This is a genomic window from Acinetobacter sp. AOR01_HL (assembly GCF_027855455.1).
GTDB lineage: Bacteria > Pseudomonadota > Gammaproteobacteria > Pseudomonadales > Moraxellaceae > Acinetobacter > Acinetobacter baumannii.
In genome coordinates this window covers 1-23158 of record NZ_JAKTIM010000059.1, presented here as the reverse complement: position 1 = coordinate 23158, position 23158 = coordinate 1, and the positions used below count along the sequence as shown (strand labels likewise).

The window sequence follows — 23158 nt, the reverse complement described above, 5'->3', positions numbered from 1 at the left end:
GTGATCCATTCCTTACAACGCAATCGCTTCAATTAAACCTTGTTCTTGGAGTTGCCCTTGCATAGACAACGCTAGCACAGCCATACGAACTGCAATACCGTTAGTGACCTGTTTTAAAATCACTGACTGTTCACCATCAGCAATACTCGAATCAATTTCTACACCACGGTTCATTGGTCCCGGATGCATAACAATACAGTCCGGTTTAGCCAAGCTAAGGCGCTCTTTGTTTAAACCGTACATTCTGTAAAATTCAGATTGCGAAGATAATGCTGGTGAATCGATACGTTCATTTTGAATACGTAAAGCAATAATCACATCACAACCGGTAATGCCTTCATCCATGTTATTGAACAAACGAACATGGTCGCCATATTCTGAAAAACCAACCGGTAATAAGGTGTTCGGCGCAATCACACGGATATCTTTACATCCGAGTGTTTGAAGTGCAGCTACATCTGAACGCGCAACGCGAGAGTGTTTAATGTCACCAATAATGGCAACACTCAAGTCTTCAAATGGTTTTTTCATCTCACGGCGAATAGTGAGCATATCGAGCATCGCTTGCGTTGGATGGGCATGACGTCCATCTCCGGCATTAATAATTGCGACTTTCGGACATACATCTTTAGCAATGAAATGTGCAGCACCTGAAGATGAATGACGTACAACAAAAATATCGGCAGCCATTGCTTCGAGGTTCCAAAGCGTATCTCGTAAAGTCTCACCTTTTGACGTGCTTGAACGTGCAATATCAATGTTCAATACATTGGCAGACAAACGTTTTGCTGCTGCTTCAAAAGTAGTACGAGTACGGGTGGAGTTTTCAAAGAAGAGATTCATAACCGTCCGACCTTCTAAAAGCGGGCGGTTAATTAAATTATTATTATCATCTAAAAAGCTTTGCGCGGTATCTAAAATCTTAGTGAGGTTTTCTTTTGAAAGGCCCTCAATCGTTAAAAAATGTTTTAAATTTCCGTCTTGATTGAGCTGAACCTGGCTCGGTTGATGCAACGCTGCAATATGCATAATGGATTCCTATGGGTCGAATCGCGAAAACGTGCATAGTGTAGCTGAATTCCGTTCTTTTCGCAGAAGAACTTTACAGAATAAGGCCCTAAATTGACCAGAAAATTTAGAGCCGTGCTCAGATTACCTTAAAGCACCAATATAATGATGTGGAACTTGTGCCCGATAAATGTCTTCGGCTGTGATTTCTGATTCTTCACTAGTTTGAATACTTACTGTCATTTCTTTTTGAGACTGCTCTGGTATTGAATCAGTCAATACCATTAATCGTTCAACACAGCGTTTTAATTCGTCATCTTCTGCTTCTAGTGCCAGTGCAATTACATATTTCGCATAGTCTTTATTTTGAACAACATACATTGCATCTATCACCCGTCCCGTTACTCTGCGCATACGCACATAAATTTGAGTAGCTAGTGTGAAAGCTTCTGCATTCGCTATAAAACCATTCCCCATCACATCTTTCATTTATATTCCCCTATGTATTCAAATCATAAAAATTGGTTAAAAACCATCAATAATGATTAATTAAATAAGTTTTATTTCGAAAGATTTAGCAAAATACATACCAGTTTTTATATTTTAAACTTTAAAAATCAATTTATTGGTTGCCAAGTGATAGGTTGCAATAATTTAAAAACTTTTAGACACCAAAATACGTTAAACTTTGCATCGTTAATATTTATATGTTTTGGTCAATCGAGTTTATGAATACCTCTTTACGTTTAAACCACTATTGGATTACTTGTGCTGATGGTTTAGAAACCCTCTTACAAGAAGAAATAGAACAGCTTGGCACCAAAGTGACAGAACGTAAAGCAGGACGTTTAATCATTGAAGGAACGCTTGAACATGCTTACCGTATTTGCATGTGGTCACGTCTTGCTTCACGTGTTTTACTTCCAATTCATACTTATGAACTTGAACGTACCCACGATGCACGTGATGTAGCTGAAGAGCTTTATGAAGGTGCAATTAGTTTTGATTGGTCACTTATTTTTGCACCACAAAGTACCTTTGCAATTCGCTTACACGCAGAGCGTGAAATTAAGGTAAATACGCAGTTTGCAACCCTTCGTGTAAAAGACGGTGTTGTTGATTCCTTTATGGAAGCTGTAGGTCGCCGCCCAAGTATTGATACCAAACAACCGGAAATTACATTATATGTGCTTGCGGGCAAAACCGAGCATACATATTGCCTAGATTTATCTGGTGATTCATTACATAAACGCGGCTACCGTCGTTTCATGACAGATGCACCAATTAAAGAAAACCTCGCAGCAGCAATTTTACAAAAAGCCAAGCTTAAGGAACGTAACCCGGAAATTGTACTTGACCCAATGTGTGGTTCAGGCACATTTATTATTGAAGCATTAATGATTTTAACTGATCGTGCGCCAGGTCTTGTACGTCGTTTTGGTTTTAATGGCTGGCATGGTCATGACCGTGAACTTTGGCTTTCACTCAAAGCCGAAGCAGCAGAGCGTCATGAAAAAGCACTTGAACAACCGTTACCTAAGTTTTATGCATACGATGCTGACTGGGAAGCTGTAAAAGCAACACGCGAAAACATTATTGCAGCAGGTTTTGAAAAGCTACTAGGCGATATTCAAATTGAAGAGCGCACTTTAGCAGACTGGCCAGATTTCGGTGCTGAAAATAAAACTGCTTTTATCGTTACCAACCCTCCATATGGTGAGCGCTTAGGTGACAAAGCTTCTAACCGTTCTCTTTACTTAGGCTTATCTGCCCTCTTACAAAAGAACTTCCCAAATCAATATGCAGCAATCATTGCCGCACAAATTGAACAAGCGGATGTTTTAGCACTTGAAGCACCAGAAACATTACGCTTAATGAATGGTAAATTACCGATTTATGTTCGTTTCGGTACAGTTAAACCTGAAAAAGTCACTCAACCATTCTTGGCAAACTGGCAAGCTCAACCTGTTGAAATGGAAGAAGCTCAAGACTTTGCTAACCGTTTGCAAAAGAACATGACTGCCTTGAAAAAATGGGCAACCAAAGAAAATATCTATTGCTTACGTTTATACGATGCAGACCTCCCTGACTTTAACCTTGCTGTAGACTTATATGGCGACCGTTTACATGTTCAGGAATATGCACCACCTAAAAAGATTGATCCTGAAAAAGCAAAAAAACGTTTTAACTTAGCGCTTGCTGCTATTCGTGCGGTAACAGGATTAAATCGCGATGCAATCTTTATTAAAACACGTGCGCGTCAAACTGGTACAAATCAGTACACCAAACAAAGTACAGCCAATAAACGTTTCATCGTGCAAGAAGGTAAAGCTAAAATTTTAGTGAACCTGACTGACTACCTTGATACTGGTTTGTTCCTTGACCACCGTCAAATGCGTTTACGTATTGCTCAAGAAGCACGTGGTAAGCACTTCTTAAATCTTTATAGTTATACCTCGACAGCCAGCTTACACGCGGCCTTAGGCGGCGCTGCAAGTACAACCAGTGTAGATTTATCTAATACTTACTTGAGCTGGTCAAAAGAAAACTTCGTTTTAAACGGTTTAACGGTAGATCATGCAGACGAACAGCATATGTTCTTTGCAAGTGACTGTTTTGAATGGTTAAAAGAAGGTCATGAACAATATGATCTTATTTTTATTGATCCGCCAACATTCTCTAACTCTAAAAAGTTCCACGGTACTTTTGATGTGCAGCGCGATCACGTCTCTTTGATTAAACGTGCAATGAACCGCTTAACAAGTGAAGGTACACTTTACTTCTCAAATAACTATCGTGGTTTTGAGATGGATGAAGAGATCGAGGCTTTATATGACGTTGAAGAAATTACTTCTGAAACGATTGGACCCGATTTTAAACGTAATCAAAAAATCCACCGTGCATGGAAAATTCAGCATCCAGGGCTAAACTAATCTGAATTTGAAAAAGGAAGTTATCATTACTTCACGGTAATGATAACTTCACCATGTACATTCTTTGACTCAAAATCATAACGCGTAAAACGATCAGCTCTTTCTGGCAGAGCAACCATTTCTAACTTTTTCTTCTCTTTTCCATCAATGACCTGATTTTGCTTTTGTTCTTGATAAGGCGATAACACACTTGTGCGCAGTGAATTCCATCGAACCTGCTGTAAATAGTTATCCCCTAGTGTTTGCCGAACTTGACGTTGCTCTATTTCTGGCTTCTTCGCATCATCTTGAGCTTTCGCAATAATTACGGGTAGAGCTGCCGTTACTGCTCCTGTTTGAGTTGCAAGCGCACTTTCATTCATAGGCTGTGCAGCCCATAGATTCGTCGGTAATACCGCTATACAACTTAAAACTCCCAGCACACACCCTTGCTTATTGTTCATCATGTTCATCCTAAAATTGTTATTGTTTGTTATATCGAATCAAACTAACAAGTTTTTAACCTTGTCGCAATGTTATAAAGAAACTTCCCGATAATTAGCATTGATCATTTTAAAACCTGAAATTCTTCACAGGCTTTTTGTGAATATTCAAATAGTTTTATAGTTTTTTATCTTAGACTTGAACCATACCCTTAGATCACTTAACGTGATTTTATAATTTATTTGTAGTTAGATTTATTCATAAATAAACACCATACGAGGTGGAATAATGCTTCAGCAATGCTGTCAGTTATTAGAAGACCGTTTACTTAAAATCGCATTTATTGAAAGTGCCAGTTCAGGTTACTTAACCAGTCAGTTTTCGATTCATAAAAATAGTGGTGCTGATATTTTACTGGGTGGATTAGTCAGTTATGACCCCAGTATTAAAATCAGTGTTTTAAAAGTTGATCCAAAGTTAATTGAAACCTACACAGCAGAATCGCCACAAGTAACTGAAGAAATGTGCAGGCTTGGTCAAACCCTATTTCAACAAGCTGACATTGTTGTGAGCTGCACAGGTTTATTAAAACCTGGCGGAAGTGAAACTACGGAAAAACCTGTAGGTACTTTCTTTATCTGTATTTCTTATCTAGGACGTGTTTATCATTACCATTATTTTTTATCAGGTCATGCCGAACAAAAACTTAAAACTCTCACACAGAAAGTAGCAGACTCAATTATTGCGCTTATATCTTCAAATCAGCATAAAAGTTAAATATAAAAAAAGAGAATATGTTTCCATATTCTCTTTTCGGTTTTAGCAGAAAAACTTAGCTGAGTTTCAGCTTATCAAACACTAAGTGACCATTTTCGCCTTTAACTAAAATGGTATCACCCGCAACAAAGTCACCTGACAAGATTTTTTGAGCTAGTGTATTTTCAACCTGTTGTTGAATTGCACGTTTCAATGGACGCGCTCCGTATACAGGGTCAAAACCAGCGTCAATCAATAAGTCAAATGCACTGTCATCTACAGTTAAACTCATATCACGATCAACAAGTCGTGAGCGTAAGCGGTCCAACTGAATATCGGCAATGCCACGAATCTGTGCTTTTTTGAGTGAATGGAAAATCACCAGCTCATCAATCCGGTTAATAAACTCCGGACGGAAATGCTGACTTACCGCATTCATTACAATGGTACGCACTTCATCATCAGTTGCACCTTCACCAAGTTCACGTACATCTTGTGAACCCAAGTTCGATGTCATCACAATAACCGTGTTTTTAAAGTCCACTACACGACCTTGTGAGTCGGTTAAGCGTCCATCGTCTAACACTTGTAGCAAGATATTGAAGACATCTGGATGCGCTTTTTCAACCTCATCAAACAACACTACGCTATATGGTTTACGGCGAACAGCTTCGGTTAAAACACCACCCTCTTCGTAACCTACGTAACCCGGAGGCGCACCAACTAAACGGCTGACAGAATGTTTCTCCATGAATTCACTCATATCGATACGAATCATGGCATCATCACTGTCAAACAAGAAGTTAGCTAAAGCTTTAGTCAACTCAGTTTTACCAACACCTGTTGGTCCTAAGAACAAGAATGATCCGCTAGGACGATTCGGGTCAGACAAACCGGCACGTGAACGGCGAACAGCATTCGATACCGCAACGACTGCTTCATCTTGCCCTACAACACGGTCATGCAAGAACTCTTCCATATGAAGGAGTTTTTCACGCTCGCCTTGCATCATTTTAGCAACCGGAATACCTGTTGCAGCACTAACGACTTCGGCAATTTCATTTTCAGTTACTTTTGTACGAATGAGTTTTGGCTCTTCGTTTTCTTCAGCAACTTCATCTTGTTCAAGTTGTTTTTGCAACTCTGGAATTACACCATATTGCAAACGTGCTGCTTCTGCCAAATCGCCTTCACGTTGAGCTTTTTCAAAAGCAATACGTGCTTTATCAAGTTCAACCTGAGCTTGTTTAGTGCCTTCTACCAGTGTTTTCTCAGCTTTCCACACTTCTTCCAGATCGTTGTATTCTTTCTCGACTTCAGCGATCTGTTTTTCAAGATGAGTAACTTCGGCCTTACTGCCTGCGTCTTCATCTTTTTTCACCGCTTCCAATTGCATTTTCAACTGGATTAAACGGCGGTCAAGTTTATCAAGTGCTTCTGGCTTAGAATCGATTTCCATCTTAATACGAGAAGCTGCCTCATCAATCAGGTCAATCGCCTTGTCCGGTAATTGACGGTCTGTAATATAACGATGAGACATTTTCGCCGCAGCAATAATCGCTGAGTCTAAAATCTGTACGCCATGGTGAGTCGCATACTTTTCTTTCAGACCACGTAAAATCGCAATTGTATCTTCTACACTTGGTTCATCGACCAGTACTTTTTGGAAACGACGCTCCAAGGCTGCATCTTTTTCAATGTATTGGCGATATTCATCTAAGGTTGTTGCACCCACACAGCGCAACTCACCACGAGCCAACGCAGGTTTTAACATATTACCTGCATCCATTGCGCCGTCACCTTTACCAGCACCAACGAGTGTATGTAACTCGTCAATGAATAAGATGATTTCGCCTTCGTGTTTCGCCAAATCTTTTAAAACAGCTTTTAAACGTTCTTCAAACTCACCACGATACTTAGCACCAGCAAGCAATGAACCTAAATCTAACGATAAAACACGTTTATTCTTTAAGCCTTCTGGTACTTCACCATTGACAATACGTTGTGCCAAACCTTCAACAATAGCGGTTTTACCTACCCCAGGTTCACCAATGAGTACTGGGTTATTTTTAGTACGGCGTGACAAGACCTGAATGGTACGGCGGATCTCATCATCACGCCCAATCACCGGATCAAGTTTCCCCGATAAAGCCCGCTCGGTTAAATCAATCGTATATTTATTAAGTGAGTCACGTTGGTCTTCGTGATTATTACTCATGACTTTGTCACTACCTCGAATATTTTCAATTACTTTGCGTAAGCTGTCGGGAGTTACACCTACGGCACTTAAAATATTTTTTGTTTCACCAGTTTCTGCCAAGCCCAATAAAACCCAGTCAGTTGACAAAAATTCATCGCCAGCTTTTTGCGCGTATCGATCTGCCAAGTTGAGTGCTTTAACTGCTTCTGGGTTTAAATTGACATCGCCCGTCGGGTTAGCAATAGTCGGAGCATCTTTTAAAGCCTGCTCTAGCTTTTGTTTAAGTTCAGGTAACCGTGCACCTGCTTGTTGCAACAAACTAATATTGGACGGCTCTTCCAATAAAGTACTCAAAATATGAATACCTGCTATAGCTGTATGGTCTTTACCCATCGCTAAGGATTGAGCATCTGAGAGGGCTTGCTGCAAGCGGTTCGTAAATTTTTCAAATCGCATTCTTGTTATTCCTCACAACAAATTCGTACTTGTGTAATAGATGGGAACACTTTTTCGGATTTCAAATAAATTTTTATATATTTTTCATTAAGTTATAAAAAATACTGCGAGTAAAACTCGATTATAATATGGGTTTGTTTTGTATATATTTCAAGTACACTTCGGCTACATTTTATTAAATATCTTGAATATTTATATTTACTCTCATCTATTTTATGGTCTTCACAAAGACTTCATTGAGAATTCCCGAATTAAGAATTAATTTATCTTGCCAATTCCATCCTTTTTTTGAAATTAAAAATGCGCTTAAAACATATTATATTAACAACTTGTCTTTTCAGCTCGACTCTAGCAATGGCGGAGTTACCCCAAGATTCAAGAAGACCCGGTGGTATTGCAGTTATTCCTTTAACTTCGGAGATTACTCAGGTCACTTTTCAACACAAACCGGTTTTAATTAGCCAAGAAGGACAGCAGCGTTATGCTGTTTTCGGTATTCCGTTATCTACTCCACTTGGTAGTGTTCAACTCGAAACCAATAAAGCCCCTATTCAAATAGAAGTTAAATCTTATCCATATGCTGAGCAACGCCTTAAAGTTACCAATCAAGACTATGTAAATCCCAATCAAAGTCAATTAGACCGTTACGCTCAAGAAGCTAAAGAACAAAATGATGTTTATAGTTCATTTACGCAAAGTTCGTGGCAAGCCTTACCAAAATTTATACGCCCAACTTCTGGTAAATTTACCAATTCTTTTGGAAGAAAACGCTTTTTTAATGGTGAAGAACGTGCTCCACACTCAGGTCTAGACATTCCAGCACCAATAGGCCAAAAAGTAGTTGCTCCAGCAGACGGTGTAGTCGTTCAAACAGGTCATTATTTTTTTAATGGACAAACTGTATTAATCGATCACGGCCAAGGCTTAATTAGTATGTTTTGCCATTTAAGCGAGATAAAAGTAGAAAAAGGCCAGCATATTCGTCAAGGGGAAACTTTAGGTCTAGTCGGTAAAACAGGACGTGTCACAGGCCCCCATTTACATTGGGGAATGAGCCTTAACAATGCACGGGTAGACCCTCAACTTTTTTTAAATACGACTCATTAATTTAAAACTTTACGAAAGTACTTTGGCGCTTCGACATAGCCTTCTCTTAGGTAAAATTGATGTGCCAAAGGTCTTTGTATCCCCGAATGAAGTTCCATTCGGTCACAACCACGTTGCTTCGCTAACCGTTCTGCTTCTTGTACAAGCAAATGCCCCACTCCTTTACTACGCATCTTCTCGTCAACACATAGATAACATATTTTGGCAAAGTCACCTTGTAAGGCAATTTGTGGAATAAAATAAAGCGATAAAACTCCATACACTTTTAAATCGTCAGCTGCGACCAACATAATCGCATTAGGATCTTTACTTAGTATTTGAAATTGTTCCTGAACCACTTTTAAAGGCTGTGAATATCCCATTTGTTTAAGTAAATAACATATGGTCTCGGTATCTTCCCATTGTGCTAAACGGATATTCACTTAACTCTCTCCTTTTATTTTTTAATTATTCTTATCATAAAAAAAGCCAACATGACTGTTAGCTTTTTTATTTTTTAGGCATTCACAAATAAAATTATGCTGCTTCAATAATCTCAAAATCGTGAGTAATTTCTACGCCACCATCTGAAAGCATTTTACTTGCTGAACAATATTTCTCAGCTGATAGCTCTACTGCTTTTGCGACCTGTTTTTCTTTTACAGCTTTACCTGTCACTACAAAGTGTAAATGGATCTTGGTGAAAACTGCCGGAATTGCATCTGCTCTCTCAGCTTTAAGCTGACATACGACATTCGTCACATCTTGACGGGATTTCTTTAAAATAGTCACAATATCAAACGAAGCACACCCACCAAGTCCCATTAATATCAACTCCATAGGACGTGGTCCACGGTTTTCACCACCGTACTCAGGTGAGCCATCCATCACTACACTATGACCGCTCTCTGATTTCGCTTCAAAAGCAACATTCTCTAGCCAATGTACACTTGTTTGCATTGCAACTACCCAAAAAAAATTATAAATTTAAGCAGGGTCTGTTGACATTTCATCTATGGATTGCGTAATAGCTAAAAATTAATCCAAATAAAACGCAAAACACAGACAAGGGCAATCCTTTGTCCAGTTTTGTAATAAAGTTTGTTAAATTTCAGCCGGAATCTGAGGTGCAATTAAAGCATCTTTGATGCAGCGCAAGGCCAGATTTTTTGTTCGTTTCGTTGTTAAGCTCTATTGATTTAGAATGACTAAATTCCATAGTTCTTGCTTCGTAACGTCCAGAAAAATTGTCTTATGTCGCAACCATCTGTGAAATGTCAACAGACCCTTGTTTTGTACACTAACATAAAATGAGTTGATAAGGAATTTCATCTCTTCTGTGTAATAGCTCATCTCGAGCTTGTGTGAATTGTTTACCCTATTCGGAACATATCAAGCATGACTTCAAATTTTTCACAACTCAGCACAGATGCTTTATCTCCGGGGCAACTACCTGAATCCGTTAAAGCATTGTTAAAACGTGCTCACATCAACAGATATCCAAAACGAACCACAATTGTTGATGCCGGAACAGAGTCAAAATCTTTATATTTAATTTTAAAAGGCTCAGTTTCAATTATTTTACGTGAAGACGATGAACGTGAAATTGTTGTGGCATATTTGAATCCTGGTGACTTCTTTGGGGAAATGGGGCTTTTCGAACCGAACCCTCAACGTACAGCTGAAGTTCGTACCCGTGATGTCTGTGAAATTGCAGAAATTTCATATGACAACTTCCACGAACTGAGCAAACAGTATCCAGATCTCAGCTATGCCGTTTTCGCGCAACTCGTTCGTCGTTTAAAAAATACAACTCGTAAAATGACCGATCTTGCATTTATTGATGTGTCAGGTCGTATTGCGCGTTGCTTAATCGACCTATCTTCACAACCAGAAGCAATGATCTTGCCGAATGGCCGTCAAATTCGTATTACTCGACAAGAGATTGGACGCATTGTCGGGTGTTCACGAGAAATGGTTGGCCGTGTATTAAAGACCTTAGAAGATCAAGGTATGATTCAAACTGACGGTAAAGCTATTCTAATTTTTGATACTTCATTAGAAGAAACCCCAGTCACTGACGAAGACTATGATGACGAAGAATAATTACTCGTAATTATTGAATAAAGAGCAAACTTCGGTTTGCTTTTTTTATATGCAACAATGAGTTAATACACAAAGCTTACAAACTATTCTGTTTTTATGATTTAAGTTGAATACATATTCTCCGTTAGGCTAACTTAAAATTTCTTAAGGATTTCGCAGTATGCAATTTAAACCACTTGGTCACACTGGCATTAACCTTCCTGAAATTTGCTTAGGTACCATGACATTTGGTGAGCAAAATACTCAACAAGAAGCTTTCGAACAACTCAATTACGCTTTAGAACACGGTTTATATTTTTGGGATACGGCAGAGATGTATTCCGTCCCTCCTAAGCCAGAAACATATGGAGCAACCGAAACCATCTTAGGCAATTGGTTTGCACAGCATGGTCAGCGCGATAAAGTATTCCTTGCTTCAAAAATTGCAGGTCCTGGTTTTGGTGGAACCCATATTCGAGAAGGCCATACCAAGTTTAATAGTGAACATATTTCACAAGCAATTGATGGCTCTCTCAAACGCTTACAAACTGATTATATTGATCTTTATCAATTACATTGGCCTGAACGCCATACCAACTTCTTTGGAACGCTCGCTTATGGTAATCAGCAAGCTCAAAATGATTATGACACTACTCCCTTAGAAGAAACATTACTCGCTCTCCAAAAAGAGATTAATCAAGGCCGCATTCGTTACATCGGCTTATCTAATGAAACACCGTGGGGCACCATGAAGTTTCTTCAGCTTGCTGAAAATTTAGGTGTGAGTAAATTTGTGAGTGTGCAAAATCCGTATAGTCTGCTTAATCGCACCTATGAAATCGGTATGTCAGAAATTGCCAAATATGAGGGTGTAGGGTTACTTGCATACTCTCCTCTTGCTTTCGGTTATTTAACTGGAAAATTTAGAAATGGGGCTCGACCAGCCAATGCCCGCGTTACACTCTTCCCTCGCTTTAGCAGATACAGCAACCCGCAAAGTGAATGGGCAACTGAACAATATGCACAGCTTGCTGAAAAACATGGTTTAAGCCTAACTCAATTGGCTCTGGCTTTTATTAAGCAGCAATTTTTTGTGACGAGTACGATTATTGGTGCAACCAATTTGGATCAGCTCAAAGAAAATATCCAAGCTTTTGAAATCGAGCTTTCACCAGAGATTTTACAAGGCATTGAGGCTATTCATATACAACAGCCTAATCCTGCTCCTTAAAAACAAAAACGGATGTCAAGCATCCGTTTTTAACATCAGTTCTATAAGTGTTAAAACTTACTTACGACCATTATAAATAGCTAATGCCGCAGGTAAATTCTTACGCATGTCATTAATACGTTGAGCGTTTGATGGGTGAGTAGACAAGAAAGATGATCCACTGCCTTCAAGCTTGTTCATTTTTTCCCAAAGCGTAATCGCTGCATTCGGGTTATAACCTGCACGCGCCATTAGCATTAAACCACCTTGGTCAGCACGGCTTTCCAAACTACGAGAATATGGCAGACCCACACCTACTTGTGTGCCTAACTGAGCCGCAGCCGCGCCTAGTTGACTCACATTACCACCATTAATCTGACTTAAACCAATATTTAACGCTAAATCAGTTAAAGCTTGAGCGCCAATTTTACTTTTTGCATGCTCTTCCAAGGCGTGAGTCATTTCATGGCCCATAACTGCTGCAATTTCAGCATCAGTCAAGTTCAGTTTATTTACAATACCTGTGTAGAACACGACCTTGCCACCAGGTGCAACGTAAGCGTTAATCGTATCTGACTTCAATACAGCCAATTGCCAACTAAATGGCTGGCCTGTCTGATTCATTTGATTCGCATAAGGTTTTAAACGGTTAAAAACCGCATTAATACGGTTATAGGTACTTGAGCTTGTATCTAAAGCACCTTTACCACGCGCTTCCTGCACCATTTTATTGAAACTTTGCGCAGATTGAGCATTTAAGGTTGCGGTATCTGCACCTGCCATATCAGCCATTGTGGCACAACCAGAAATTGTTACTGCACCTGCTGCGCACAAGCTTAGAACGAACTTTTTATTCATTAACATGGGTCACCTAAATCGTTAAAAAACTGTTTATTCTTTTGCACTTATTATAAGAAATACCACTCACGCTTTAAATCTCTCATTTCTTCACGATCATAGTATTTATGTAACGGTCAATTAGATAAAGTCATCAAATAAATCCAGAATATTAAACATATTATGTTTAAACCAAGATAAACGTGACTTAAAGTCTTAACTTTCTCTTCAAGATTAGGATTTTTCCTCTTCCAGAGTAAATAACTGTTTTGTATGAGAACAACAGGGATGAGGACACAAGCTATCAGGACAGAAAGACTCATAAATGCCGTCATGAAGAAGTCCGGATTATAATTTTGACCATAGATAATCAGCATTGCTAATGTGGGTGAACCACCTATAGCAAATAAAAAAGAATAAAAAATGGTTTTTGAAATAGTGGGTTGCAGCTTCATCCTGAGCCTATGATTCCTGAACTATATATCATGTTTTAATCTGAATCGAACCAAACCAAAACTGCACTTTAGTAGGGTATAAAAAAGCCCCCTTTTAGGAGGCTATTTTTATCTTTGCGAATTACGCAGAGAATGGATGACGTAAAATGATTGTTTCTGCACGGTCTGGACCAGTTGAAACGATATCAATCGGACATTCGATTAATTGTTCAATACGTTTTACATAAGCCAAAGCATTTGCAGGTAATTGGTCAATGCTCGTTAAACCAACAGTTGACTCGCTCCAACCTGGCATAGTTTCATAAATTGGTTTCAAGCATTCGAAAGAAACCGCATCAGAAGAACCTACACAACCTGAATCTGTATTTTCATAACCCACACAGATTTTCACTTCTTCTAAACCATCTAAAACGTCAAGTTTAGTTAAGCAAATACCTGAAAGTGAGTTTACATCTACAGAACGGCGTAAGATTTCAGCATCAAACCAACCACAACGACGTTGACGACCAGTAGAAGCACCGAACTCATGACCCACAGTACCCAAATGTTTACCAATTGGGTCACCAGAATCACTCGCAGCATCGTAAACCAATTCAGTTGGGAACGGACCAGCACCTACACGTGTTGTATAAGCTTTCGTAATACCTAATACATAATCAAGATGTAAAGGACCCATACCTGAACCAGAACTTACACCACCAGCAGTTGTATTTGAGCTGGTAACATACGGATAAGTACCGTGGTCGATGTCTAGAAGTGAACCTTGAGCGCCTTCAAACATTACAGCCTTACCTTCTTTGCGGTAGTCATGTAATACTTTAGTTACGTCAATCACTAATGGAGCAAGAACTTCACGCCATTCGTTGCAAAGAGCCAATACGTCTTCAAATTTAACCGCTTCTACACCGTAGAACTGAGTCAATTGGAAGTTATGTAACTCTAGCATTTCGGTTAGTTTTTCTTCTAACGCTGCACCACCACGAACAAGGTCAGCAACACGCACTGCACGGCGCGCAACTTTATCTTCGTACGCAGGGCCGATACCACGACCTGTAGTACCGATTTTAGCGTTACCACGTTTCTTCTCACGTGCCTGATCAAGAGCAATGTGGTTAGGCAAAATAAGTGGACAGTTTGGAGAAATGCGTAGACGCTCCTTAACCGGAACACCCTCAGCTTCCAAAATTCCCATTTCTTCAATTAATGCTGCTGGTGAAAGCACCACGCCATTGCCAATTAAGCACAATACGTTTTCACGTAAAATGCCTGATGGAATGAGGTGTAATACAGTCTTTTTACCACCTACGACAAGAGTATGACCTGCGTTATGTCCGCCTTGATAACGTACTACCGCAGCCGCCTGATCTGTGAGCAGGTCGACGATTTTACCTTTACCTTCGTCGCCCCATTGGGTACCAAGTACCACAACATTTTTGCCCATAATAGCCTCATTACATCATGCTGTTAAAATTGGAAACCATCAGTAAAAAACTTACTGCTGGCGTTTAAATCTTTTCAATATTCCATTGTCCGTTTTGCAATACCAATTGATGTGTTGCATAAGGAATAGAACTTAAATCATCATTACCTAACAATTGAACTACACGTAAACCCTCTGAACGCGCATTCGCAATTGCTTTAAGTAAATCAGCTTCTGTACCTTTAGGTGCCACTACAGTTTCGATTTCGGCAAACTGGTTCGCACCTAAAGCATATAAATCACAACTAAAACCGGTAGCCGGACGTGCACGACCGAAGTGTTCCCCAATACCATCATAACGGCCACCTTGCGCTAAAGGTGCGGCACGATTTGGTGCATAAACTGCATACATCAAACCAGTGTGGTAGTGGTAACTGCGAAGTTCAACCACGTCAATTCCAACATTAAGTGCTGGCCAACGGTTTTTAATCTGTTCGAGAGTGGTTTTAAGTGCATTTAATGCAGCATCAAATTCAGCATCTTTTAAAATATCTGCACTTAAATGCGCTTGTAAGGCATCTAAATCACTTGCATAACGGCCAAGTGCATAGAAATCTGAACCCATATTTAAATTTTGGGTAAATTCAGCTAACTCAGGCAATGCTTTTCTTTGATAAAGATCAGATAACTCATGCTCTTCATTTTTAGAAAGACCCGCATATTTTACTAAGCTACGAAATAGGCCTACATGCCCTAAGTCTAAATGTGCGCCTTGTAAAGTATAGGCATTTTCAATCAAACCAAGCATCACGTCGACCATTTCGACATCAGCTTCAATACTATCGTGCCCATATAACTCTGCGCCTAATTGTAAAGGTGCGCGAGTCGCATTGAAATTTTGTGGTTTTGTATGTAATACAGTCCCTGCGTAACAGTAACGTGCAACACCTTCAACAGGTCTTACATGTGCATCAATACGTGCAACTTGCGGTGTCATATCAGCACGGATACCGAGTAAACGGCCTGAAAGCTGGTCAATCACCTTAAAAGTTACTAAATCCAGGTCTTGATTTGATTCTGATAATGAAGACAACGATTCGATGTATTCGATAAATGGTGTATATACCAGTTGATAACCTCGTACTGCGAGGAAATCTATAGCTTCACGGCGAAGTTTTTCAATGACTTGCGCCTGTTCCGGCAATACATCTGCTACCCCGTCAGGCAGCAACCATGTCTCTGAAATGGTCATATTTCAAGCCTAAAATCTGATCAACGTGGAACGACCCCACATAAAAAAATCGGGAACACACCCGATTTCTCTTAGTGTAGCATGATACTTTGTGCCATGCACCTGACAATTTGCATAAATCTTTCTTAATAAACTCTAAAGTCAAAAAGTAGACTCTATGAATTAAAAATAATATTCAAAGACTTATTGTTTTTGACTTCCATTATCAATAAAAGTTCTTAGACCAAAGAATGGGGCAATAACTGAACTATCACCCGGTTTCCAATTAACCAAATTTAACTTTTAAAAGAATCACACAAATCCAATAAACGATTTGCATAGCCCCACTCATTATCATACCAAACAAATACTTTGGCTTGATGTCCAACAACCATGGTTTGAGTTAAATCAACAATAAGTGAATAGGGCGAATGATTAAAATCACTTGAAACTAATGGTTCATCTGTTACAGCCATAATTTCTGCATAATCTGTTTGAGATGCTTTAATCAGCAATTCATTAATATGATGGACCGTAATTGGAGATTGCGCGATAAACGTTAAATCAATTGCCGCTACATTAATGGTAGGTACCCGAATTGAGTAACCATCAATACGATCTTCCATTTTTGGCATCACACGCTTTAAAGCACCGAGCGCACTAGAGGTAGTCGGGATAATATTTTGCCCAGAAGCTCGAGCACGACGCAAATCACGATGCGCATGATCAAGCACAGACTGATCTGCTGTTACCGCATGAATTTCCGTCATAAGCGCTGTTTCTATGCCAAATGCATCATCAATGATTTTAACCAGTGGAACTAAAGCCTGTGTCGTACATGACACACTCGATATAATCTGATCAGTCGCTTTCACATCAGCATGGTTAACACCATAAACAATTGCAGCATCAACATGATCAAAAGGCGCAGCGCCAATAATGACCCTTTTAGCCCCTGCTTCTAAATGGCGGGTAGCATCAGCATGGGAGCGGAATAAACCTGTACACTCAAGTACAACATCAATCTTTAAACTTGCCCACGGTAAAAGTTCTGGCTGTTTTTGCTGCAAAACTTCAACCTTTAAGAGTCTCTGGTTAGATTGAATATTTAAATAAATCTTTTCATTTTCAATGGTGATATCAACCTTGCCATTAAAACGACCATGGGTTGAGTCATATTTGAATAAATGTACCAGTGTATGTACATCTGCTATATCGTTAATCGCCACGATTTCAAAATGAAATTGTTTCGGGCTCTCAAACCAGGCACGTAAAACATTACGTCCAATCCGGCCAAACCCATTAATGGCGATACGTTGCATGACCTATCCTTATCTACAAAACGAGAAGCGAAAGAAGGTATATAGTAAAACACGTCATGGCTAATTGAATATAGATTTTTAGCCAAATCACAGTTTTGTAAGATATTCCCTCTAAAATCGTTGGTTCGGTGGGGTTTTTCCGTTACAATTTAGCGTTTTTTAAAAATAAGCCCCGTATCACATGCGAGTTTTGTGAACAAATAAACTTGTGGTGATGCTTTTAGCCAAATTCGAAAATATGGAGTGACTTGGTTGTGAGTACTCGTTTAATGACATCTGCTGAAATTCGTGAAGCATTTTTGCGCTACTTTGAAACGCAAGGGCATACACGTGTTGCATCGAGTTCTCTTGTTCCTGCCAACGACCCAACTTTATTATTTACAAATGCTGGGATGAACCAGTTTAAAGACTGTTTTTTAGGTCTTGAAAAACGTGATTATGTACGTGCAACAACATCACAAAAATGTGTACGTGCAGGCGGTAAACATAACGATTTAGATAATGTTGGTTATACAGCTCGTCACCATACATTCTTTGAAATGTTGGGTAACTTCTCATTTGGTGACTATTTCAAACGTGATGCTCTCAAGTTCGCATGGGAATTTTTAACTAGCGAACAATGGCTTGCTTTACCGAAAGATAAACTTTATGTCACGGTTTACCATACTGATGACGAAGCTTATGACATCTGGAATAAAGAAATCGGCCTAGCACCAGAACGTATTATCCGTATTGGTGATAACAAAGGCGAAAAATACGCATCAGATAACTTCTGGGCAATGGGTGATACAGGTCCTTGCGGTCCATGTTCAGAAATTTTCTTCGACCACGGTGAACACATTTGGGGTGGTTTACCTGGTTCACCTGAAGAAGACGGTGACCGTTTCATTGAAATCTGGAACAACGTTTTCATGCAGTTTAACCGTACTGCTGATGGCGTACTTCACCCACTCCCTGCTCCATCTGTCGATACAGGTATGGGGTTAGAACGTATTTCTGCCGTATTGCAACATGTTAATTCAAACTATGACATTGACTTGTTCCAACATTTATTAAAAGCTGCTGCAAACATCATTGGTATTGAAGATGAAGGTCAGCCTTCTTTACGTGTAGTTGCAGACCATGCCCGCTCTTGCTGCTTCTTAATTGCTGATGGTGTAAACCCAAGTAATGAAGGACGTGGTTATGTATTACGTCGTATTATCCGCCGTGCTGTCCGTCACGGTAACAAGCTTGGCGCAACAGGTACGTTCTTCTACAAAATGTTGCAACCATTAATTGAAGTAATGGGACAGGCTTATCCTGAGTTAGAAGCTCGCCGTGAAGTCATTGAAGCAACATTAATTCGTGAAGAAGAGCAGTTTGCTAAAACCTTAGAGCAAGGTTTAAAACTTCTTGAAGGAGAACTTGCTCAGTTAAAAGACAAAACTATTCCGGGTGCGACTGTATTTAAACTTTACGATACTTATGGTTTCCCAACAGATTTAACTGCTGATATTGCACGTGAACGTGGCTTTATTATTGATGAAGCAGGTTTTGAAGTTGAAATGGCTGCACAGCGTCAACGTGCGCGTGATGCTGGTAAATTTGCCGTTGACTATAACAACATTGTAAAAGTTGAAGGCGAAACTCAATTCGACGGTTATACCAACACAACCGGTCAAGGCCAGATTGTAGCGATCTATAAAGATGGCGTACAAGTTGATGAAGTTTCTGAAGGTGACGAAGCACTTATCGTTCTAAACCAAACTCCTTTCTATGCTGAAAGCGGTGGTCAGATTGGTGATACTGGTATCTTCAAAAACGAAACAGGTATTTTTGAAGTTCAGGACACGAAAAAGTCTGGTGGTGCCTTTGTTCATCAAGGTATTGTGACTGTTGGTAACCTTAAAACCAGTCAAAATGTAGAAGCGATTGTTAAAGCAGACATTCGTGAAGCTACTGCGCGTAACCACTCAGCAACTCACTTGTTGCATGCTGCCCTTCGTCAAATTTTAGGTTCGCATGTACAACAAAAAGGCTCTTTGGTTGCAAGTGATATCTTACGTTTTGACTTTGCAAATGACCAACCTGTGTCATTTGAACAACTACAACAGGTTGAACGTCTGGTAAATGCTGAAATCATTGCAAATACTGCCGTAACAACTGAACTACTCGACATTGAAACTGCGAAAGCAAAAGGTGCAATGATGTTGTTCGGTGAGAAATACGGTGATGAAGTTCGTGTGCTCTCTATGGGCTCAGTCATTGACGAGAAAAACTTCTCAATCGAACTTTGTGGCGGTATTCACGTAAAACGTACAGGTGATATTGGTTTATTCAAAATCACTTCTGAAGGTGGTGTAGCTGCCGGCGTACGTCGTATTGAAGCAGTGACCGGTACTAAAGCATTAGAAGTAGTACAAAAAGCTGATCATGATATTCAGCACATTAATAGCTTATTAAAAGCACAGAAAGACCAAACGGTTGAGCGTGTACAAGCCAATGTAGAATTGGTTTCTGCATTACAAAAGCAGATTGAACAACTCAACCAAAAATTGGCAAACTTCCAAGCGGCTGATTTGATTGACCAAGTTCAAACTATTGCTGGTCGTCAAACGCTTATTACTACTGTTCAGGGTGTTGATGCCAAAGCGCTTCGCAACTTACATGACAGTGTAAAATCAAAATTAGAGAACGCAGTGATTGTGTTAGCAGGTGTAGAGGGTGACAAAGTCAGCCTGCTTGCATCAGTCGCGTCGCAATACACTGCAAATCTAAAAGCAGGTGACATCATCAAACATTTAGCGACCGAGTTAGGTGGTAAAGGTGGTGGTAAACCTGACTTAGCACAAGGTGGCGCGCCACTTAACGAGAAGTTTGGACAAGTTATGGCAGCATTACCTGCTTGGCTTGAACAAAAATAAGACTTCACTTTTTGTGTAACTGACCCTGACAAGCCTCTCAGGGTCATGGCTTATATGGAACAACTATGGCATTAATCGTTCAAAAGAATTAATGCCATTTAGCCACTCCAAGACACACTAAGACAAAAACTACAATAAAAGCCTTATTTCTCAATATTTCCCCCATTTTTAATATAGACACACTAAGACATTTTAGGACAGAATAAGCCCTATCAATTATGTACACATACGTGTACATATTCGCACTTATCTCTTACTTGACCAAAATTATGTACACAGGTGGACTATGGCTTTAACTGAAGTGTGGCTGAAAGCTAATAACGGCAAGGCACGTGATAAAGTTGAAGAAATAGCAGATCGGGACTCAATGAGTGTCAGGATCTCACCTAAAGGGAAAATTGTTTTTCAGCTTCGGTACCGTTTTGCTGGAAAAGCCGAACGCTTAGATCTGGGCACCTACCCTCATATGTCACTCAAAGATGCACGCATTAAAGCTGGTGAAATGCGGTCGCTTTTAGATAAAGGAATGAACCCTAAAGTTGAAGTTCGTGTACAGCAGCAAAAATATATCGATGCAAGCACATTTGAAGAAGTTTTTAATGATTGGTATGAAAGTTATTGCCTGAAGAAGAAAACTTCTGCCCAACAAATTAAGAATACCTTTGAGCAACACGTAATTCCCGAAGTTGGCGATTTACCAGTTGACAGAATTACATTGCAACAATGGTTAGCTTTACTTGAAGAACTAGCTGATGAAGTACCTTCTATCGCAGATCGGGTTTTAACGAATGCAAAACAGGTCCTTAAGTGGGCTAAAAAAAGACAGTTACTTGAAGTAAATGTTTTATCCGACATTTATGCCAAGGAAGATTTGGGCATTGAGAGAAATAGAGGAACCAGATTTCTTTCTGATGAAGAAATCAAAATGGTTTTGATGGCTATTGAAGAATCAAATATTTTGCCTAAAAACAAAATTTTCCTAAAACTATGTTTAATGTTTGGTTGTAGAAATGGCGAACTCAGAAAAGCTAAAAAGACAGATTTCGATTTAAAAAGAAAAGTATGGGTTGTTCCTGTAGTAAATAATAAGACTGGTAAGAAAACTGGCCGTGAAATCATTCGCCCTATTTTACCTGAAATGGAGGCATTAATTGTCGAAGCTTTCGACTATAGCTCATGTGAGTACTTCTTAACTAATGACAGTGAAGCAACCCCTATGAGCCATGGTTCTTCAAATTCATTGCCAGCCTACTTAATGGAACGCCTAAGACGACATCATGACTTTTACATGAAGCATTGGTCCCTTCATGACCTACGAAGAACAGCACGAACTAACTTCAGTGCATTTACATCGCGTGATGTGGCTCAACTCATGATTGGCCATGTAATGTCTGGCGAACAAGGCACATATGATTATTATGAGTACCTACCCCAGCAAACTGAAGCATATGCAAAATGGTTAGAAAAAATTAAATTACTTACTAAATAATTGAGAATTAAGAAATGAAATATTGGGTTTACTTTTATATCGAGCATACAATTAAATATGGTGAACCTTTCTATAAAGAATCTGGGTGGTCTTTGGGTTTTAAGAATAATTATATTGTTGTAAGTTTGATGCATAGCTGACGAAGGTTTATTAAATAATTTTAGAGGGATCTTAAAATGTGTGCTAATTACGAACCAATACATTTTATAAAACGAAACAAGTCTATTTTGCTTCGTTTTATATAAATTAAAAATATATTTATTTACATTGGCTCAACATATCAAGTTTGTTATTTACTACCTTAGTTTTTACATCCAGCAAACTTAACAAACTTGGGAATAAATTATCCTGACTTAACTTTTGTTTAGTTTTTTGGCTTAAACAATTCACTTGAGCAAGATTATGTTGTTTCCAACTTTCAGAGAACCACATAATCATTGGTACATGTGTTTGTTGGCTCGGTGCGATTGCATAAGGTGAACCATGTAAATATAAACCATGTTCTCCGGTTGATTCGCCATGATCAGATAAATACCATAAACCTGTCTGATATTTTGATATTTCTTTTAGAGTATTAATCATTTGGCTTAATACATGGTCTGTATATACGATTGTATTATCATAACTATTTAGCAATTCGGTTTGCGAACAGCCCTGTATCGCATTCGTATCACAAGTGGGTTTAAAGGGTTGATATGCCTCAGGTGCACGCTTGTAATATGCAGGCCCGTGACTACCCACCTGATGCAAAACAATCAAACGTGGGCGATCATCATCTTTGGCAATAGTAGACAAATACTGCTTTAAGCTGTCAATGAGAATGTCATCATAACATTCGCCATCTTTACACCATTTTTTCTTTAAGTTTTCTGGAATTTGGTATTGTTCAACACGATCACATGCACCTTTACAACCCGAGTTATTATCAATCCAAGTCACTTGGTAACCCGCACGTTTTGCAATATCTAGTAAACCTTCGCGGTGACTAGCTAATTGCTCATCATAATCTACACGTGGCATACCCGAGAACATACATGGCACAGAAACAGCTGTCGCCGTACCGCATGAGCTCACTTGCGAAAAGTTGAAAATATCTTGTTTAGAAAGCTCCGGATTCGTATTTTTTGCATACCCATTTAGAGAGAAACTTTCGGCACGTGCCGTTTCACCGACAACAAGTATCATTAACTTAGGGAGGTTCTTTTGTACTCGCCGAACTTGATGAGCATCTTGTCCATATATCACAAGAGGCAGATTTTTCTTCGGAGCCTTCTTATGATAGTAAGACATAAGCGATGAAATACTATTTTGCGGTGAAATCATCCCTTTTAAATCACGATG

19 protein-coding genes and 1 pseudogene are annotated in these 23158 nt (G+C 39.3%); 7 read left to right on the top strand and 13 right to left on the bottom strand.

What is annotated here, in order from left to right; genetic code table 11:
- Positions 1–12: 12 nt before the first annotated feature.
- Both MKL62_RS19515 and MKL62_RS19510 read right to left on the bottom strand, forming a co-directional pair.
- Positions 13–1029, bottom strand: coding sequence for an aspartate carbamoyltransferase catalytic subunit (locus MKL62_RS19515; protein WP_000546638.1), 1017 nt, complete (start codon positions 1027–1029; stop codon positions 13–15).
- 123 nt (positions 1030–1152) lie between these two features.
- Positions 1153–1497 (bottom strand): hypothetical protein, encoded by a 345-nt coding sequence (locus MKL62_RS19510; protein ID WP_000655897.1) that lies wholly within the window; start codon positions 1495–1497, stop codon positions 1153–1155.
- 239 nt (positions 1498–1736) lie between these two features.
- Here MKL62_RS19510 and rlmKL point away from each other — a divergent pair, with 239 nt between their 5' ends.
- Positions 1737–3941: a bifunctional 23S rRNA (guanine(2069)-N(7))-methyltransferase RlmK/23S rRNA (guanine(2445)-N(2))-methyltransferase RlmL gene (gene rlmKL / locus MKL62_RS19505; RefSeq protein WP_005129092.1), complete on the top strand. Its 2205-nt coding sequence runs from the start codon at positions 1737–1739 to the stop codon at positions 3939–3941.
- A gap of 26 nt (positions 3942–3967) precedes the next feature.
- Here rlmKL and MKL62_RS19500 read toward each other — a convergent pair whose 3' ends face one another.
- Positions 3968–4384 carry a hypothetical protein gene (locus MKL62_RS19500; protein WP_025470074.1) on the bottom strand — a complete coding sequence of 139 codons (417 nt, stop codon included), beginning with the start codon at positions 4382–4384 and terminating at the stop codon, positions 3968–3970.
- 268 nt (positions 4385–4652) lie between these two features.
- Here MKL62_RS19500 and MKL62_RS19495 point away from each other — a divergent pair, with 268 nt between their 5' ends.
- Complete coding sequence (locus MKL62_RS19495) at positions 4653–5141, top strand: CinA family protein (protein WP_005129096.1); 489 nt, start codon at positions 4653–4655, stop codon at positions 5139–5141.
- A 55-nt stretch (positions 5142–5196) separates the two neighbouring features.
- Here the strand turns inward: MKL62_RS19495 and clpB are convergent, their stop codons facing one another.
- Positions 5197–7776, bottom strand: a complete 2580-nt coding sequence (gene clpB / locus MKL62_RS19490) for an ATP-dependent chaperone ClpB (RefSeq protein ID WP_001210050.1) — start codon at positions 7774–7776, stop codon at positions 5197–5199.
- A gap of 300 nt (positions 7777–8076) precedes the next feature.
- On the opposite strand from clpB, the gene MKL62_RS19485 reads away from it, so the two are divergent.
- The gene (locus tag MKL62_RS19485; protein WP_025470075.1) at positions 8077–8883 is read left to right on the top strand and encodes a peptidoglycan DD-metalloendopeptidase family protein; all 807 of its coding nucleotides are present in this window, start codon (positions 8077–8079) and stop codon (positions 8881–8883) included.
- On the opposite strand, the gene MKL62_RS19480 is transcribed toward MKL62_RS19485, so the two are convergent.
- The 3 genes and pseudogenes from MKL62_RS19480 to MKL62_RS19470 all read right to left on the bottom strand — a co-directional run bounded on the left by MKL62_RS19480 (position 8880) and on the right by MKL62_RS19470 (position 10020).
- Positions 8880–9305, bottom strand: coding sequence for a GNAT family N-acetyltransferase (locus MKL62_RS19480; protein ID WP_001026228.1), 426 nt, complete (start codon positions 9303–9305; stop codon positions 8880–8882). The two genes, MKL62_RS19485 and MKL62_RS19480, sit on opposite strands and share 4 nt — an antisense overlap.
- A 94-nt stretch (positions 9306–9399) precedes the next feature.
- Positions 9400–9822: an OsmC family protein gene (locus MKL62_RS19475; protein ID WP_001195082.1), complete on the bottom strand. Its 423-nt coding sequence runs from the start codon at positions 9820–9822 to the stop codon at positions 9400–9402.
- 78 nt (positions 9823–9900) lie between these two features.
- Positions 9901–10020: pseudogene (locus tag MKL62_RS19470) on the bottom strand (hypothetical protein).
- Between the two features lie 240 nt (positions 10021–10260).
- Here MKL62_RS19470 and crp point away from each other — a divergent pair.
- Together crp and MKL62_RS19460 are read left to right on the top strand one after the other, a co-directional pair.
- Complete coding sequence (gene crp, locus MKL62_RS19465; protein WP_000203217.1) at positions 10261–10968, top strand: cAMP-activated global transcriptional regulator CRP; 708 nt, start codon at positions 10261–10263, stop codon at positions 10966–10968.
- 160 nt (positions 10969–11128) lie between these two features.
- Positions 11129–12178: an NADP(H)-dependent aldo-keto reductase gene (locus MKL62_RS19460; RefSeq protein ID WP_005129100.1), complete on the top strand. Its 1050-nt coding sequence runs from the start codon at positions 11129–11131 to the stop codon at positions 12176–12178.
- Positions 12179–12235: 57 nt separating this feature from the next.
- Here the strand turns inward: MKL62_RS19460 and MKL62_RS19455 are convergent, their stop codons facing one another.
- The 5 genes from MKL62_RS19455 to MKL62_RS19435 all read right to left on the bottom strand — a co-directional run bounded on the left by MKL62_RS19455 (position 12236) and on the right by MKL62_RS19435 (position 17422).
- Positions 12236–13015 carry a M48 family metallopeptidase gene (locus tag MKL62_RS19455; protein WP_001034598.1) on the bottom strand — a complete coding sequence of 260 codons (780 nt, stop codon included), beginning with the start codon at positions 13013–13015 and terminating at the stop codon, positions 12236–12238.
- Positions 13016–13131: 116 nt separating this feature from the next.
- Positions 13132–13449 (bottom strand): hypothetical protein, encoded by a 318-nt coding sequence (locus tag MKL62_RS19450; protein WP_000776215.1) that lies wholly within the window; start codon positions 13447–13449, stop codon positions 13132–13134.
- 121 nt (positions 13450–13570) lie between these two features.
- Positions 13571–14890: an adenylosuccinate synthase gene (locus tag MKL62_RS19445; protein WP_005129103.1), complete on the bottom strand. Its 1320-nt coding sequence runs from the start codon at positions 14888–14890 to the stop codon at positions 13571–13573.
- Positions 14891–14954: 64 nt separating this feature from the next.
- The gene (locus tag MKL62_RS19440) at positions 14955–16121 is read right to left on the bottom strand and encodes an ATP phosphoribosyltransferase regulatory subunit (RefSeq protein ID WP_000155680.1); all 1167 of its coding nucleotides are present in this window, start codon (positions 16119–16121) and stop codon (positions 14955–14957) included.
- Between the two features lie 275 nt (positions 16122–16396).
- Positions 16397–17422, bottom strand: a complete 1026-nt coding sequence (locus MKL62_RS19435; RefSeq protein ID WP_005129105.1) for a type I glyceraldehyde-3-phosphate dehydrogenase — start codon at positions 17420–17422, stop codon at positions 16397–16399.
- A gap of 269 nt (positions 17423–17691) precedes the next feature.
- On the opposite strand from MKL62_RS19435, the gene alaS reads away from it, so the two are divergent.
- Together alaS and MKL62_RS19425 are read left to right on the top strand one after the other, a co-directional pair.
- Positions 17692–20328 carry an alanine--tRNA ligase gene (gene alaS / locus MKL62_RS19430; RefSeq protein WP_000199457.1) on the top strand — a complete coding sequence of 879 codons (2637 nt, stop codon included), beginning with the start codon at positions 17692–17694 and terminating at the stop codon, positions 20326–20328.
- Between the two features lie 286 nt (positions 20329–20614).
- Entirely contained in the window at positions 20615–21817 is a 1203-nt protein-coding gene (locus tag MKL62_RS19425; protein ID WP_002054714.1) for a tyrosine-type recombinase/integrase, read from the top strand.
- 258 nt (positions 21818–22075) lie between these two features.
- On the opposite strand, the gene MKL62_RS19420 is transcribed toward MKL62_RS19425, so the two are convergent.
- A partial coding sequence (locus MKL62_RS19420; protein WP_270899804.1) for a phosphoethanolamine transferase occupies positions 22076–23158 on the bottom strand: 1083 nt, incomplete at its 5' end.